Origin of the sequence: Neogemmobacter tilapiae, from assembly GCF_014652215.1 — a bacterium.
GTDB lineage: Bacteria > Pseudomonadota > Alphaproteobacteria > Rhodobacterales > Rhodobacteraceae > Neogemmobacter > Neogemmobacter tilapiae.
In genome coordinates this window covers 154,010-168,519 of sequence record NZ_BMYJ01000009.1, presented here as the reverse complement: position 1 = coordinate 168,519, position 14,510 = coordinate 154,010, and the positions used below count along the sequence as shown (strand labels likewise).

Below are 14,510 nucleotides of genomic sequence, written 5' to 3'. Positions count from 1 at the left end.
TCTTCCGCTTCGGTGAGGCGGTATTTACGGAGGGCGCACCGAAGTCGCAAGAGGGAAAAGAAACGAATTTGCAAAAAACTTCAAATTATGTCGCAAGTTATTGATTTACGACCTTTATTTTCCGAACGAATGTCAGGTCAAATCGCTTGGTGGGTGATCCTTCCGCCGCAGATGGTCAGGGCTACCGGGGTTATCCCCAGCGAATCCGGGTGAATCGCTTCGACATCGCCTTCCAGCATCACCAGATCCGCCGCCATACCCGGTTTCAGCACCCCGGTCAGTTGATCCCAATGCGCCGCATAGGCGCCGCCTGCCGTATAGGCGTGCAGAGATTCCATCAGCGACAGGCGTTCATCCGCACATCCGGGATAGGGCTGCCGGGTCAGCGCCGCCTGAAGGCCGCGCATGACGCTGACATCGGTGACCGGCCAATCCGAGGCAAAGGCGATCTTTGCCCCCTGCCCCGCCAGCGTCTTCCACAGATAGGCGTCCTTCCAGCGATGGGCCCCCAGCGTCTGCAAGGTCGGCTCCAACGGGAAATCCATCGCCCCCGGCGGATGCGGCGGTTGCAGGCTGGCGATGATGCCCAAGGCGCCGATGCGGGGAATATCGATGGGGTCGATCAGTTCGATATGTTCGATGCGGTGCCGACTGTCGCGCGGGCCATTGGCCTTTTGCGCGGCCTCATAGCCGTCAATCGTGGTGCGCACCGCCCCGTCGCCAATGGCATGCACCGCCATCTGCATGCCCAAGGCGTCGATCCTTGTGGCGATTTCGTTGAACCGGGCCTGCGGGAACAAGGGCTCGGCCCGATGCCCCGGATGGCCGGGATAGTCGTTCAGCATATACGCCGTGCGGCTATCGACCACCCCATCCATGAACATCTTGACGAAGTTGCAGCTTAGAAAGTCGTCCTGAAAGGCCATCGACATATCGACCGCCCTGTCCAGCTCCGACAATTCCATATGCGGTTTGAAGTGGAAGGGCACTTTGACCCGCGCCAGAAGGTTACCCTCACGCCGCAGACCGTCCAGCAGTTCCAGCGTAAAACGGTTGCCGTCCATGTTCACCATGCTGGTGATGCCATGCGCCGCGCAATGTTTCAGCCCGCGCAGCACCTTGGCGCGGTCAATCGCCAGTTCAGCATCCGAGGGCCAGGGCGAAGGCTCGCCCCCCGTGGCAATCCCGAGGTTCAGGCGTTCCTCGCCGCCCAAGGCGATCACCGGGGCAAAGGCCTCGAATTCGCGCAGCTCGCCTGTGGCCAGACCGTCCGGCCCCATCACCACCTCATGCCCATGCGGCATGACGGCTCCTTGCAGGATCCCCGCCGCCCGCAAGGCTGCCGTATTGGCCCAGACAGTGTGATGGTCATGCGCCGTGATGGCGATGGGCCGCGAAGGGAAGACCTGATCCAGATCGGCCCGTGTCATCGGGTGATCCAGCATCGCGTGGTCGCCACCTTGGGCCATCAACAGCGGCGCATCTGGGTTCTTCGCCGCAAAACCCGCAAAAGCGGCACGCAGGGCATCCACGCCCCGCACCCCCCCCACATAAAGATGCGCCAGTTCCGCCCCGCCCAAGACCAGATGCAGATGGCTTTCGACAAAGCCCGGCAGCACCGTCCGCCCCTTGGCGTCGATCACCTGCGTCCCCGGCCCGGCCAGCGCCTCGATCTGCGCCCTTGCCCCCAGCGCCAGGATCTTGCCCTGCCGCAAGGCGACCGCCTCGGCCCTTGGGTTTGCGGGGTCCATCGTCAGGATACGGGCATTCGTCAGGATCAGTTCGGGCATTCTCGGTCACTCCTCTGCCGCCAGTTCACGGCGCGGCGGGCCTTCGGTCAAGCCCCGATGCGCCGCTTGTCGCCTGTCCGCGACATCAGACCCTTGGCCGGCCAAGATTTGCTTTACCTTTCAGCAAGGATCGCCCAATTTCTGCGGCAAAAGACAAAGGATTTATAACGATGGCAAAACCAATGCCCACATTGGGCCCTGACATGCTGACCCAGACCAACAAGGCTGACCAGATTGACGGCAGCGCCGGAGGCGACCGCATCTCCACCCTGCGCGGCAATGACACGATTTCCGGGGGCGAAGGGGCCGATACCGTTCTGGGCGGGCGCGGCAATGATGTCATCTATGGTTTTGGCGCGGCCGACAAACAGGCAGGCACGGGCAAGATCGTCGCGGAACGCGTGGGCAATGGCTTTGACGCGCCCGTGTTTCTGACCCATGCGCCGGGCGACAATGACAATCTTTATATCGTCGAAAAGACCGGCCAGATCCGCATTCTGGATCCCGAGACTGGCACGAAATCCACCTTCCTGACCATTCCGAACGATCAGATGTCCGAGGATGGCGAACAGGGCCTGCTGGGGCTGGCCTTTCACCCCGACTATGCCACCAACGGCAAATTCTATATCTATATGGTAAATGAAGACGGCGATCTGGAAATCCGCGTCGGTCAACGCTCGGCGGGTGATCCGCTTGCGGCTGACGCTGCGACTGACGTCATCCTGACCATCCCCCACCCCGGCGAAAGCAACCACAATGGCGGCTGGCTGGGCTTTGGCCCCGACGGCATGCTTTACATCGCCACCGGCGATGGTGGCGGTTCGGGCGACCCCGACGGCAACGCCCAGAACACGGACAGCCTGCTGGGCAAGATGCTGCGCATCGACGTGACCAGCCCGCCCGACCCGGGCCTTGCCTATGCCATTCCCGAGGACAACCCCTATGCCGACGTCGCGGGCCGCGATGAGATTTGGGCCACCGGTCTGCGCAACCCCTGGCGTCCCTCGTTTGATCGGGAGACCGGCGATCTTTACATCGCCGATGTCGGTCAGAACAAATGGGAAGAAATCAATTTCCAACCCTTCGACAGCGAAGGGGGCGAGAATTACGGTTGGGACTGGCGCGAAGGCCAGCACCCGCATGAAGGCACCGCGCCGGACGGGCTGACAGACCCCTTGGTCGAATATCCGCATGTCGATGGCCCGAACGGCGGCTTTTCCATCACCGGCGGCTATGTCTATCGCGGCCAAGGGCCGGGGATGGAGGGGGTCTATTTCTACGCCGATTTCGTCACCAACCAATTGTGGAGCTTCCGCGTGGTCGATGGCAAGGCACAGGACGCCGCCAACCGCACCGCGCAGCTTCTGGAACTGGGCGGGTCGGTCGATCAGATCGTCTCCTTCGGCGAGGATTCGCGCGGCAATCTTTACATCCTTGGTCTGGACGGCGAGATTTTCCGCCTGACCCCACGCGTGGCGGCCGGCGACGGGGCCGACCTGCTGACGGGCAACGAAGGGCATGACAAGATCTGGGGTGGCGTGGGCAATGACACGCTGATGGGCGGCACGGGCAAAGACACTTTGGTCGGTGGCGATCAGAATGACTTTTTGCTCGGTGGCAGCGGGGCCGATGTGATGACCGGCAGCGCCGGGGGCGACCGTTTCGTCTTTGCCCAACAGGGCGATTCCAACCTGCGCCAGATCGATCGCATCCGCGATTTTGGCGATGGGGCCGACCGGATCGGACTCGACCGACTGGACGCCAACAGCGAGCTGGCGCGCGATCAGGATTTCAGGTTCATCGGTCAGGCCGCCTTTACCAAGGCGGGTCAGGTGCGGGCGATCCAGTCCGGTGACAATGTCCGCCTGCTCTTGAACACGGATTCGGACATGGCTGCCGAAATGATCATTCTGCTGCTCGATACCAAGATCACCAGCATCGGCGTGGGTGACTTCATCCTTTAGCCAAGATCTTTCCGGCGAATATCAGCCGGAATAACCCCTGCCGGGCCGACAGCATGGCCCGGCAAAGCCTCTCCCCCTTGACCATCCGCCAAACCTGCCGCTTTATCGCCGGAAAGCCCGCGTGACCCAGCCGTCCCGCCTGTAGGAGCCTTGTCGATGTCCACCGAAACCGCCGAAACCCTTCCCGCCACACGTCCGGCCCAACCGGGCGGCAAATCGGTACTGGCCGCCGACCTGCGCATCGTCGGTGACATTCGCGCGAATGGCAGTGTCGAAATTCTGGGCGTGGTCGATGGAACAATCGAATCCCAAGGCGTGATCATCGGGCAGGACGGCCAGCTGAAAGGCCGGATCACCGCCGAGACCGTGGACATCCGGGGCACAACCAACGGCAAGATCAGTTGCAAGTCGCTGACCTTGCGTTCGACATCGAACGTCAAGACGGATGTGAATTACACGACGCTGATCATCGAAAGCGGGGCCACGATCGAGGGCAAGTTCACCCGCGCCAAGGGCTGATCGCCTTTCCATTCGGAAAAGCCCCGCCTTTCAGCGGGGCTTTTTCATGCCTTACAACCCGTAAAGCGCACCGAATTTCGCCTCAAGATAATCCAGCAGCGGCCCTTCATCCGGCGCATGGCCTGCCGCCTGTTCAATCACTCCGCGCGGGGTGAACAGGCCACCATGGACCTGCACCTTATCGCGCAGCCAGCCCGTTGCGGCCTTCATGTCGCCCGCCGCCATCTGCGCATCAAGATCGGGAAGCTCAGCCCTCAGCGCCTTGTGCAGACATCCGGCATAGACATTGCCCAAGGTGTAGGTCGGGAAATAACCGAACAGCCCCGCCGACCAATGCACGTCTTGCAGCATCCCATTCGAGGGCTTGTCCACCGCCTGCCCAAAGTCGGCCTGGTAGCGGTCGTTCCAGGCGGCCTCCAGGTCCGCCACCTCCAGATCACCCTTGATCAGCGCCCGTTCCAGATCAAACCGCAGCATGACATGCAGGTTATAGTGAATCTCATCCGCCTCGGTCCGGATGTAACCCGTCCGAACCCGGTTCACCGCCCGCGCGAAAGCCGTGGCCTCCGCCGCCCCCGCCTCGCCAAAAGTGTCGCGCATCCGCCCGAACAGCCAGTCTGCAAAGGCCGGGCTGCGGCCCAACTGGTTTTCAAAAATGCGACTCTGGCTTTCATGCACCCCCATCGACACGCCCCGCCCTGCCGGGGTCATGCGCAACGCAGGCGAAACCGAACCTTCATACATCGCATGGCCGACCTCATGGATGGTCGAATAGATGCAGTTGAACGGATCGCTTTCATCGACGCGGGTGGTGATGCGCACATCCGCCCCCTGCCCCGACATGAAGGGATGGACGGCCAGATCTAGGCGACCAAAATTGAAGTCATAGCCAAAGGCCTGCGCCAGTTCCCGCGAAAGGGCCAGTTGCTTGTCTTTGGGGAAATGGCCCGTCAGGCCCTTGGGCGCGGGTTTGTCAAGGATCGCGCCCCGCAAGGCCACCAGACGCGGGCGCATCCGGTCGAACATGGCCGCCAGCCCTGCCCCGGTTTCCCCCGGTTCAAAGCCATCCAAGAGCCCGTCATACAAGTCATGCCCGCTGTCCGCGTAACAAGCCGCCTCTTCCCGTTTCAGCGCCAGCACCTGTTTCAAAACCGGCAAGAACGCCGCCACATCCTGTTCCGCCCGCGCCTTGGCCCAGACGCCCTGAGCCGTGGAACAGATCCGCGCCAGTTCCTCGGCCAGACGGGCCGGAACCTTCACCGCCCGCTCATAGCTGTGCCGGACATGGCCCAGTTGCGCCGCCTGTTCCGCCCCTTCCGGCTTCACCGCAGCCAGCCATTCGCCGATCTGCGGATCGGTCCGCCGCGCGTGCAAGACCAGCTCCAGCGCCGCCATTTCGTCGCCCCGCTGATCGGCGGCACCGGGGGGCATCATCGTTTCCTGATCCCAGCCCAGCCGTTCCGCGACTGAGGCCAAAAGCTGGGTCTGCCGTTCATGCGCCATCAGTTGATCATAGACCGTCATCATGCCGTTCCTTCCCGGATCGAGCCCTTTTGAGGATATTGCGAAAGATGCCGCGCCCGCAGGATCAGCACCCAAAGAATGACCGCCCCAATCTGATGGGTGATCGCCACATGAACATGAGCGAGGGTCAGCACCGTGGCGATGCCAAGGCCCATCTGGGCCAACAGCATCGCCATGACGGCATGAAAAGCGTGGCGGGTCGCGCGATAGGCCGACTTGCGGCCACGCAGCCAGACGACGATGCCGAAGATGAAGAGCAGATAGCCCGACATGCGGTGGATGAACTGCACCAGCCCCGCATTTTCAAAGAAGGCCGCCCAGACGGGCCGGTCGGGCACATAGAAGGCATCCGCCGGAAAGAATTGGCCGTTCATCAGGGGCCATGTCGGGAAAGCCCGCCCTGCGTCGATCCCGGCCACCAAGGCCCCCAGCAAGATTTGCAGGAAGGTGAAATGGAGCAAGCCCGTCGAAAGGCTGAACAGCTTGGCCTCACGCGCGCGGCGGGCTTGGAGGAGGTCGGTTTCGCTGCGGCCCAGAAGGAAGACATACCATGCAAGGTAGCCGAGGATTACGAAGGCCAGCCCCAGATGGATGGCCAGCCGATAGCTGGCGACGTCCAGCATCTCGCCCTTCAGCCCGGAGGCGACCATCCACCAGCCGATGGCCCCTTGCAGGCCGCCTAGGGCGCCGACCCCAAGCAGTCGCTTGGTCCAGCCGGGGGGGATGTTTCCCGTCAGCCAGAAAGCGAGGAAACCCAGGCCCCAAACCAGACCGATCACCCGGCCAAGCTGGCGGTGGCCCCATTCCCACCAGTAGATTTGTTTGAATTCGGCGAGGGTCATGCCCTTGTTCTGGAGCTGATACTCGGGGATTGCCTGATACTTTTGAAACTCGGCTTCCCAAGCCGCCTCGTTCAGCGGGGGAACGGCCCCGGTTACGGGCTTCCATTCGGTGATCGACAGGCCGGAATCGGTCAGCCTTGTCAGCCCCCCCACCGTGATCATCGCCACGACCAGCAAAAACAGGCCGACCAGCCAGATTCGCACACCCCGGCGCGCGCCTTTCGGGCGGTCGATCCCGCCGCCCACGGGGGGCGGGGCGTTGCTGGTCACGTCTTCGAAAATCTTGCGGGTGGGTGATGCTGCCATGACCGGCCTCCTGATCTGGGGGCAACCTAGGCTGGGGGATGGGGAACGGCAAGGGAGACTGGCTTTTCACGCGTGAAATCGTCGTTAGGCTTTTGAATTCTATCAGCTTTCAATGTTTTCGTTTGCATGGTGAATGGGGTGTTGCGGCGGCGTGCGGTTTTGCGCGCCTGTGGTGCGCCATGAATGCGCACCCTACCGCGGATTGAACGACCACCCCCCGGCACGCCTTTTTGTAGACCGATCCGCCAAGCGCTGCTAACGCTATCATCAGCCAACATCCGACTGGAAAACGCATGAGCCAATTTCAGATCAATCCCGATTTCATCATCGAAGACGAAACCGCCCTGCGCGGGTTGTTTGAACCGACCCACACCTTGGCCGCCCTGAAAAGCCTGTACCATCTGGACCAGCACGCCCGCGATTTCATCACCCGCGCGCCCTTTCTGTGCATCGGCACCCAGAACGCCGAAGGCCGCGCCGATGTGAGCCCCCGTGGCGACCCCGCCGGGTTTGTGCGGATGCTGGACGACCGCACGCTGGCCATCCCCGACCGGCCCGGCAACAACCGGCTGGATACTTTGGCGAATATCCTGGCCACCCCTTCCGTCGGCCTGCTGTTCCTGATCCCCGGCTTTGATGAGACGTTGCGGATCAACGGTCGGGCGCTTTTGTCCATCGACCCTGCGATTTTGGAACCGATGGCGGTGAATGGACGGACGCCGAAACTGGCGATTGTGGTGCAGGTGGCCGAGGTCTTTATCCACTGTGCCAAGGCCCTGCGCCGCTCGCGGCTGTGGGACCCTGCCGCGCTGCAAGACCGCAAGGCGATGCCGTCGCTGATGCAGATGCTGCTGGACCAGACGGGGAAAGCGGCGGAGGAGCCGATGGACAAGGTCGATGCGGGGTTGGAGGAGGAGTATCGGCGGACGATGTATTGAGGGTGCGCCACCATGATGCCCAATTTGGGCGGTATTGAAACTTTCTCGGGAAGGGCGGCGGCTCTGCGTTAGTTGACGGTTAAGGGTATTGGGCCTATCTATCAAGGCAAGGATGAAGGATTGGCAGGATGGCACGCAACACTGGAAAGCTGAACGATGGCTTCGCCAAGGGTGGGCCGGTGTCAAAGCTTGGCGGTAAGATGGTTCCCCGCGAAATGAAATCCGGCAAGCTTGTTGTCCTCAAATCCGCCTCCTCGGCAAGATCGTCGCAGGTCCATGCGCGCACAGAGAACGGAAAGGCCGGGTTGGCCGCGCAGAAATTGGCTGTTCTCGAACCTGTAGAAGCATGGTGTGGGAACCCGCGCGATATGCGGGATGAAGACTTAGAATTTTTCGGGCTGGAGCGCTGAAGAATTGAGCCTTGGCGCAGGTGTGACCTTGTCGCCGCAACTGCCTAGCTTGGGTTCCGTTCATGGTTTTCGCTTTGGCTTTGGTCAGCAGGAACTGAAGTATCCCCACCCCGGCATCATCGTCGCAGCCAAGATGGGGCAAAGGGCCGGAGCCATGCGATGCGGCGTGATCGCCTTAGCCATTACCCATGCGAAGCAGCGCTTGACTTGGGATGCGGTGAATGCCTTGCCCGTGCCGTTCGATGAACGGTCGCCGATGGGTTTGGACGCTGCCGAGCACTGGGTCTGCCTTTTTGAACAAACGGTTGCCTACTTTCCTGGGGATACGAAGTGGATCGTTGGGGCGGGTAGCACACATTTGGGGCAAGCGACGCAAGGTTTCACGGACCAGGTCATTGAGGCTTGGAGTGACTACCGGAAGCGTAGAACCTGATCTTTTTAAGGATAAAATTGAAGCCTTAAATGTCTGCGTGCAAATGATGAAGGTGGCAGACGAAGCACCTTCTCACTAAGTTTCTTCGCCAAGCGGGCCCAGCGCCTGTCCGTGGGGTGGCGCTGCAACGGCCCGTCGGCGCGCTTTATCGTGCCCGGTGCATCCTCGATCGGGTCAAGGCGCTGACCGCACCCAAGCGCCAGCCCGCCGGGACGGGCAGGCGCTGGCCCCTGCGCCTGCGGCGCGTATCGGGGCCGGAAGATGCGCGGCGTTGGGAATGGGTGCATGGGCAGAGAGGTTTGGAAAGGGCTTTCGTTGGCACCACGCCCCCCACCCCATCCCTCCCCACGAGGGGGAGGGGGCCGCGATGAACTTCTGTTTCAAGGGACGACATCGCGCTGCCGAGAGCCGTCCTCCCGCCTTGTGGGGAGGAGGGGCACTACGGGCTGTCGGGTAAGATCGGCTCCCCCTCACTTCTTCCCAAAATGATACCACACCTGCCGCAGCATGCCGTGAAAGGTCTGCACCTCGGCCTTCGTCAGCCCCAGCCTGCCCCACATGTTCCGCAGGGCCAGTTGCATGCCGGGCGCTTTTTCGGCGGGGTAGAAAAAGCCGACTTCGCCCAGCTTCTCTTCCATATGGTCGCCCAGCCGCTCCACCTCCACCTGCGAGGCGAAATCGGTGCGGGCGAGGCCCATGACCTCGGGCGGGGTGTCGCCGGTCTGACGGCCCCATTCATAGGCCATCAGCAGGGCGCATTGGCCAAGGTTCAGCGAATAGAATTCGGGGTTCACCGGGACGGTGATGATGGCATTGGCGGGGGCGACATCGTCATTTTCCAGCCCGGCACGTTCGGGGCCGAACAGGATGGCGACGCGCTTGCCCTCGGCAATCAGCGCACGGGTCATCTGCATGGCGCGTTCGGGGGTGACGATGGGCTTGGTCAATTCGCGGGAACGGGCGGTGGTGGCAAAGACGAAATCGCAATCGGCGATGGCACTGGGCAGGTCGGGGAACAGGCCCGCGTGATCAAGGACGCGGCCAGCGCCAGAGGCCAAGGCATTGGCGCGGGGGTTGGGCCAGCCATCGCGGGGGGCGATGATGCGCATGCGGTCGAGGCCGAAGTTGAGCATGGCGCGGGCGGCGGCACCGATGTTCTCGCCCATCTGGGGGCGGACAAGGACGAAATGGGGCTGGTTGAGGGGGCTTTGCTGCATGGGAAGGGGTGTTAGGCTATGGGGAATGGTCTGGCAAGGAGGCGGCGATGCGGGACGAAGAGTTGGAGGCTTTGGTGCGGCGGGATCTGGGGGATCTGGAGGGGTTGGAGCTGCGCAAGATGTTCGGGGGCGTCTGCTGGATGTGGCGGGGGCATCTTTTATGCGGGGCGAAAGAGGATGGGGTTCTGGTGCGGCTGGGCAAGGGGAATGACGGTTGGGCTTTGGAGGAGGAAGGGGTGCGGGCGATGGAAATGGGGGGACGCGCGATGGAGGGCTGGGTGCGGTTGGGGCGGGATTGGGCAGAGGATCAGGATTTGCGGATAAGGTTGTTGGAGGGGGCAAAGGCTTTTGTGAGGGGGCTGCCTGCGAAGTAGCCAAGGGGTGGAAAAGGGGGTAAAGGGCGGGGAAGTTTTACGCCCGAGGATATGATGAACGAAGAGCGCCCGCAGATTTACCTGATCACGCCGCCGACATTCGATCTGGCAGTGTTTCCCGGCCTTTTGGGGCGGGTGCTGGATGGGGTGGATGTGGCCTGCCTGCGGCTGGCGGTGGCAACGCGGGATGAAGAGATGATCGCGCGGGCGGCGGATGCCTTGCGGGAGGTGACGCATCAGCGGGATGTGGCGATTGTGATCGAAAAGCATGCGCTGCTGGTGGAGCGGTTGGGTCTGGACGGGGTGCATCTGACGGATGGGGGGAAGAACCTGCGGAGCTTGCGCAAGGATCTGGGGGCGGATGCCATCATCGGGGCGTTCTGCGGGAACAGTCGGCATGAGGGGATGGGGGCGGCCGAGGCGGGGGCGGATTATGTGGCCTTTGGTCCGGTGGGGGCGAGTTTGCTGGGCAGCGGGGAAATGGCCGAAGCCGATCTGTTCGGCTGGTGGAGCGAGATGATCGAAGTGCCGGTGGTGGCCGAGGGGGGGCTGTCGGTGGAAAAGGTGCGGGAACTGGCGGGGATGACGGATTTCTTCGGGATTGGGGACGAGATCTGGGGAAGCGATGACCCGCTGGCCCGCCTGAAGGCGCTTGTGGCGGCGATGGGGTAACCGTGGGCCGCAAGCCGAAAAAGGCCGACCTGCCGGAAAAGCTGTGTGCAGGCTGCGGGCGGCCTTTTACTTGGCGGAAGAAATGGGAAAAGGTTTGGGACGAGGTGCGGTATTGTTCCGACCGTTGCCGGCACGAGCGGCGAGACAAGGCTAAAAGCCCTGCCCCCTAGTCGCGGAAATAGCGGCTGTCCTTGATCTGATCCCAGGCCCAGACCACCTCTTGCAAACGGCCCTCGTCATCGCGATTGCCGCCGTTCATGTCGGGATGCAGGTCTTTCACCAGGCTTTTGTATTGCTTGCGGATTTCGGTCTTGGTCCAGGTGTCGCGCGCATCCAGCACCTCAAGCGCCTTGCGTTCGGTGGGCGGCAGCTTGCGAGTGGCGGTGGCGACCGGCGGCGCATTGCGCGTGCCCTTTTCGCCCAGAATTTCCAAAGGATCGTTCACCCCCAGCCGCGCCCAGGCATTGCCGTCATCCTTGCGGCTGAAGGGTTTTGTTTCGCGTTCCCAGACCCGGTCTTTTTCCAGAAACTTCTGGAATTCTTCATCCGTGGTGCCCTGAAAGAAGTTCCATTTCAGGTTATACTCGCGGATGTGTTCCTTGCAGAACCAGAAGAATTCATCCAGCAGATCGGGCGATTTCGGGGCGCGATACAGGCCCTGTTCCTGACAGTTCGGAAATTCGCAGACCTTGGTCGAGGTGTCAAAAGCCCCCGACATCCCCCGACGCGTCACTTTCTTGCGTTTCTTGTCCGTAGACACACGGATGTCGAACTCGAACGGGGGTTTGGTCATGCGCTTGCCTTTCCGACTCGGGGCCGACATTCTAGGCATTCTGACGGCAGATTGAAGGGGGGTCGGATGACAGTTGAACAGGAATTGCAACAACGCCTGACAGCGGCCTTTCAGCCCACCGAACTGGACATCCGCAACGACAGCCACCGCCACCACGGCCATGCAGGCGATGACGGGTCGGGGGAAAGCCATTTCCATGTGCTGATCCGCGCCCCGGCGCTGGCAGGAATGGGTCGCGTGGCGCGCCACCGCGCAGTGCATCATGCGATTGGTGATCTGAACACGCGGATTCATGCGCTGGGGATTGATGCGGGCTGACCGCCCCCCCCACCCCTAACCCCTCCCCACAGGGGGGAGGGGAAGGCGCGCTATCCTAAAAGTGGCACGGCTTGAATGAAGAGGCTCCCCTCCCCCCTGTGGGGAGGGGTTAGGGGTGGGGGGGCGAAAGAGAGCTATCCCTTCACCCTTAGCCGCGCCGCATGCAGCAGCGGTTCGGTATAGCCCGACACCTGCACCCGCCCCTTGAAAACCAGATCGCAGGCCGCTCGGAACGCCTCGCCGTCATAGGCCGGGGCCATCGGCTGATAGGCTGGATCGCCCGCGTTCTGACGGTCCACCACCTCGGCCATGCGCATCATGCCTTCCAGCACCTGATCAATGTCGATCACCCCATGGTGCAGCCAGTTCGCCAAGGCTTGCGACGAAATCCGGCAGGTCGCCCGATCTTCCATTAGCCCAACATCATGAATATCCGGCACCTTGGAACAGCCCACCCCCTGATCGACCCAGCGCACCACATAGCCCAGAATGCCTTGGGCGTTGTTGTCCACCTCGGCCTGCACCATTTCGGGCGGGAAATTTCCGGTTGCCAGCGGGATCGTCAGCAAGTCGTCCAGCGTTGCCACCCTGCCCTTGGCGGCAATGCCCGCCTGCACTGCCGCCACATCCACCTGATGATAATGCGTCGCGTGCAAGGTCGCCGCCGTGGGCGAAGGCACCCAAGCGCAATTCGCGCCTGCCTTCGGATGCCCGATCTTCACCGCCAGCATTTCCGCCATCCGGTCCGGTGCCGCCCACATGCCCTTGCCGATCTGCGCCGCGCCTTTCAGCCCGCAAGAAAGGCCGATTTCCACATTCCGCGCCTCGTATGCCGCAATCCAGGCGCTGGACTTCATCGCCCCCTTCGGCACCATCGGCCCCGCTTCCATGCTGGTGTGGATTTCATCCCCCGTGCGGTCCAGGAACCCCGTGTTGATAAACGCCAACCGCGCCCGCGCCGCCCGGATACATTCCTTCAGGTTCACCGATGTCCGCCGTTCCTCATCCATGATCCCCAGCTTGACCGTGTTCGCAGGCAGACCCAGCACCTGTTCCACCCGGTCGAAAATCCGGCAGGCAAAGCCCACCTCTTCCGGTCCGTGCATTTTCGGTTTCACCACATAGACCGAACCCTGCGCCGAATTCCGCGCCCCCCCGGTCTTTTGCAGATCATGCATCGCGCACAGCGTCGTCACGAAAGCATCCAAAATCCCCTCAGGAATTTCCCGGCCCTTCGCGTCCAGCACCGCAGGCGTCGTCATCAGATGACCCACATTCCGAACCAGCATCAGCGCCCGGCATTTCACCCACAGCGGGCTGCCATCCGGGGCCTTGTATTCAAAATCGGGGTTCAGCTTGCGCGTGACCGTCTGGCCGTTCTTTTCAAACGTCTCGACCAGATCGCCCTTCATCAGCCCCAGCCAATTCGCATAGGCCGCCGCCTTGTCCGGCCCATCGACCGCTGCCACGCTGTCCTCAAGATCCATGATCGCCGACACCGCCGCCTCCAGCCAGATGTCGGAAATGCCCGCCGGGTGCAGCTTGCCAATGGCCGTGCTGCGGTCCACCAGAATTTCGATGCGCAAACCATTGGCCTGCAACAGCACCTGCAAGGGGGCCACCTCGCCCGATTGCCAGCCGACGAACTGTTCGGGATGCAGCAGATGCCCCTTGCCCCAAGGCCCTTCGGCCACCAGCTTGCCACCCTCGACCGCCAGCCCCGTCACCTGCGCCCAAGGCCCCTCGTCCAAGGGGGCCACCTTGTCCAGATGCGCCTTGGCCCAGGCAATCACCCGCGCCCCCCGCGCGGGGTCAAAACCCTTGCCCACGGGCAGATCGCCCAAGGCATCGGTGCCGTAAAGTGCGTCGTAAAGGCTGCCAAATCGGGCATTGGCCGCGTTCAGCGCATAGCGCGCATTGCTGATTGGCACGACAAGCTGCGGGCCGGCCAGCGTCGCAATCTCGGGGTCGATCTTCGTGGTTTCCAGCGTGAAATCCGGCCCTTCCGGCAGAAGATAGCCAATCTCGGCCAAAAACGCTTGATAAGCGGCGGGGTCATGCGCCTGCCCGCGCCGTTCGATGTGCCAGGCGTCGATCTTGGCCTGCAAATCATCGCGTTTCGCCAACAGCGCCCGGTTTTCCGGCGCAAGGTCCGCCAATCCCCCCGCAAGCCCCTCCCAAAAGGCTGCGGCCTCAACCCCGGTGCCGGGCAGGGCCTGCCCCTCGATGAAATCGGCCAAGGCCTGATCGACCTGCAACCCTGCGCGCGTCACCCGTGCCATCTGCGTTCCTCCCGGCTTTTCCCAAGGGTTAGACCGACCTTTCCCCCCGTGCAATCATCCATTCGCCGCGATGCGGCGGAAAAACTAAGCGGTGGCGCTAACAATGGCTTGCGTCGTGGCGCGGCGCG

The 14,510-nt window shown here is 62.4% G+C and carries 15 protein-coding genes; 9 read left to right on the top strand and 6 right to left on the bottom strand.

Annotation, left to right across the window (positions count from 1 at the left end; all coding sequences use genetic code 11):
* Window positions 1-137: 137 nt before the first annotated feature.
* Window positions 138-1,790, bottom strand: a complete 1,653-nt coding sequence (locus IE095_RS14590; RefSeq protein ID WP_189412402.1) for an amidohydrolase — start codon at window positions 1,788-1,790, stop codon at window positions 138-140.
* A 203-nt stretch (window positions 1,791-1,993) separates the two neighbouring features.
* Between IE095_RS14590 and IE095_RS14585 the strand changes: the two genes are divergently transcribed.
* Complete coding sequence (locus tag IE095_RS14585; RefSeq protein ID WP_189412401.1) at window positions 1,994-3,754, top strand: PQQ-dependent sugar dehydrogenase; 1,761 nt, start codon at window positions 1,994-1,996, stop codon at window positions 3,752-3,754.
* A gap of 156 nt (window positions 3,755-3,910) precedes the next feature.
* A complete protein-coding gene (locus tag IE095_RS14580; protein ID WP_189412400.1) occupies window positions 3,911-4,273 on the top strand; it encodes a bactofilin family protein in 363 nt (120 codons plus the stop codon).
* Between the two features lie 51 nt (window positions 4,274-4,324).
* Here IE095_RS14580 and IE095_RS14575 read toward each other — a convergent pair whose 3' ends face one another.
* Window positions 4,325-5,797 carry a carboxypeptidase M32 gene (locus IE095_RS14575; protein ID WP_189412399.1) on the bottom strand — a complete coding sequence of 491 codons (1,473 nt, stop codon included), beginning with the start codon at window positions 5,795-5,797 and terminating at the stop codon, window positions 4,325-4,327.
* On the bottom strand, window positions 5,797-6,945 hold the full coding sequence (ctaA, locus tag IE095_RS14570) for a heme A synthase (RefSeq protein ID WP_189412398.1): 1,149 nt from the start codon (window positions 6,943-6,945) through the stop codon (window positions 5,797-5,799). The genes IE095_RS14575 and ctaA overlap by 1 nt, the downstream gene beginning before the upstream one ends.
* Before the next feature lie 293 nt (window positions 6,946-7,238).
* Here ctaA and IE095_RS14565 point away from each other — a divergent pair, with 293 nt between their 5' ends.
* The 3 genes from IE095_RS14565 to IE095_RS14555 all read left to right on the top strand — a co-directional run bounded on the left by IE095_RS14565 (window position 7,239) and on the right by IE095_RS14555 (window position 8,726).
* Window positions 7,239-7,883, top strand: coding sequence for a pyridoxamine 5'-phosphate oxidase family protein (locus IE095_RS14565; protein WP_189412397.1), 645 nt, complete (start codon window positions 7,239-7,241; stop codon window positions 7,881-7,883).
* A 128-nt stretch (window positions 7,884-8,011) separates the two neighbouring features.
* Window positions 8,012-8,293, top strand: coding sequence for a hypothetical protein (locus IE095_RS14560; RefSeq protein WP_189412396.1), 282 nt, complete (start codon window positions 8,012-8,014; stop codon window positions 8,291-8,293).
* A 28-nt stretch (window positions 8,294-8,321) separates the two neighbouring features.
* Window positions 8,322-8,726: a hypothetical protein gene (locus tag IE095_RS14555; RefSeq protein ID WP_189412395.1), complete on the top strand. Its 405-nt coding sequence runs from the start codon at window positions 8,322-8,324 to the stop codon at window positions 8,724-8,726.
* A gap of 470 nt (window positions 8,727-9,196) precedes the next feature.
* Here IE095_RS14555 and IE095_RS14550 read toward each other — a convergent pair whose 3' ends face one another.
* Window positions 9,197-9,943, bottom strand: a complete 747-nt coding sequence (locus IE095_RS14550; protein ID WP_189412394.1) for an RNA methyltransferase — start codon at window positions 9,941-9,943, stop codon at window positions 9,197-9,199.
* Window positions 9,944-9,990: 47 nt separating this feature from the next.
* Here IE095_RS14550 and IE095_RS18640 point away from each other — a divergent pair, with 47 nt between their 5' ends.
* The 3 genes from IE095_RS18640 to IE095_RS18635 are packed head-to-tail and all read left to right on the top strand — an operon-like array spanning window position 9,991 to window position 11,159.
* Window positions 9,991-10,317, top strand: a complete 327-nt coding sequence (locus tag IE095_RS18640; protein ID WP_189412393.1) for a TfoX/Sxy family protein — start codon at window positions 9,991-9,993, stop codon at window positions 10,315-10,317.
* A gap of 51 nt (window positions 10,318-10,368) precedes the next feature.
* A complete protein-coding gene (locus tag IE095_RS14540; protein ID WP_189412392.1) occupies window positions 10,369-10,989 on the top strand; it encodes a thiamine phosphate synthase in 621 nt (206 codons plus the stop codon).
* A gap of 2 nt (window positions 10,990-10,991) precedes the next feature.
* Window positions 10,992-11,159 (top strand): DUF2256 domain-containing protein, encoded by a 168-nt coding sequence (locus IE095_RS18635; protein WP_189412391.1) that lies wholly within the window; start codon window positions 10,992-10,994, stop codon window positions 11,157-11,159.
* On the opposite strand, the gene IE095_RS14530 is transcribed toward IE095_RS18635, so the two are convergent.
* Window positions 11,156-11,782, bottom strand: coding sequence for a J domain-containing protein (locus tag IE095_RS14530; RefSeq protein ID WP_189412390.1), 627 nt, complete (start codon window positions 11,780-11,782; stop codon window positions 11,156-11,158). The genes IE095_RS18635 and IE095_RS14530 overlap by 4 nt on opposite strands.
* Before the next feature lie 66 nt (window positions 11,783-11,848).
* Here IE095_RS14530 and IE095_RS14525 point away from each other — a divergent pair, with 66 nt between their 5' ends.
* Window positions 11,849-12,100, top strand: a complete 252-nt coding sequence (locus IE095_RS14525) for a BolA family protein (protein WP_189412389.1) — start codon at window positions 11,849-11,851, stop codon at window positions 12,098-12,100.
* A gap of 134 nt (window positions 12,101-12,234) precedes the next feature.
* Here IE095_RS14525 and IE095_RS14520 read toward each other — a convergent pair whose 3' ends face one another.
* Complete coding sequence (locus IE095_RS14520; RefSeq protein WP_189412388.1) at window positions 12,235-14,382, bottom strand: malate synthase G; 2,148 nt, start codon at window positions 14,380-14,382, stop codon at window positions 12,235-12,237.
* Window positions 14,383-14,510: the final 128 nt, after the last annotated feature.

What these genes read in the sequence shown, in the direction of transcription:
- IE095_RS14590 (WP_189412402.1), bottom strand. Translation starts at nt 1,790, where the DNA reads ATGCCCGAACTGATCCTGACGAATGCCCGTATCCTGACGATGGACCCC.
- IE095_RS14585 (WP_189412401.1), top strand. Translation starts at nt 1,994, where the DNA reads ATGCTGACCCAGACCAACAAGGCTGACCAGATTGACGGCAGCGCCGGA.
- IE095_RS14580 (WP_189412400.1), top strand. Translation starts at nt 3,911, where the DNA reads ATGTCCACCGAAACCGCCGAAACCCTTCCCGCCACACGTCCGGCCCAA.
- IE095_RS14575 (WP_189412399.1), bottom strand. Translation starts at nt 5,797, where the DNA reads ATGACGGTCTATGATCAACTGATGGCGCATGAACGGCAGACCCAGCTT.
- ctaA (WP_189412398.1), bottom strand. Translation starts at nt 6,945, where the DNA reads ATGGCAGCATCACCCACCCGCAAGATTTTCGAAGACGTGACCAGCAAC.
- IE095_RS14565 (WP_189412397.1), top strand. Translation starts at nt 7,239, where the DNA reads ATGAGCCAATTTCAGATCAATCCCGATTTCATCATCGAAGACGAAACC.
- IE095_RS14560 (WP_189412396.1), top strand. Translation starts at nt 8,012, where the DNA reads ATGGCACGCAACACTGGAAAGCTGAACGATGGCTTCGCCAAGGGTGGG.
- IE095_RS14550 (WP_189412394.1), bottom strand. Translation starts at nt 9,943, where the DNA reads ATGCAGCAAAGCCCCCTCAACCAGCCCCATTTCGTCCTTGTCCGCCCC.
- IE095_RS18640 (WP_189412393.1), top strand. Translation starts at nt 9,991, where the DNA reads ATGCGGGACGAAGAGTTGGAGGCTTTGGTGCGGCGGGATCTGGGGGAT.
- IE095_RS14540 (WP_189412392.1), top strand. Translation starts at nt 10,369, where the DNA reads ATGATGAACGAAGAGCGCCCGCAGATTTACCTGATCACGCCGCCGACA.
- IE095_RS14530 (WP_189412390.1), bottom strand. Translation starts at nt 11,782, where the DNA reads ATGACCAAACCCCCGTTCGAGTTCGACATCCGTGTGTCTACGGACAAG.
- IE095_RS14525 (WP_189412389.1), top strand. Translation starts at nt 11,849, where the DNA reads ATGACAGTTGAACAGGAATTGCAACAACGCCTGACAGCGGCCTTTCAG.
- IE095_RS14520 (WP_189412388.1), bottom strand. Translation starts at nt 14,382, where the DNA reads ATGGCACGGGTGACGCGCGCAGGGTTGCAGGTCGATCAGGCCTTGGCC.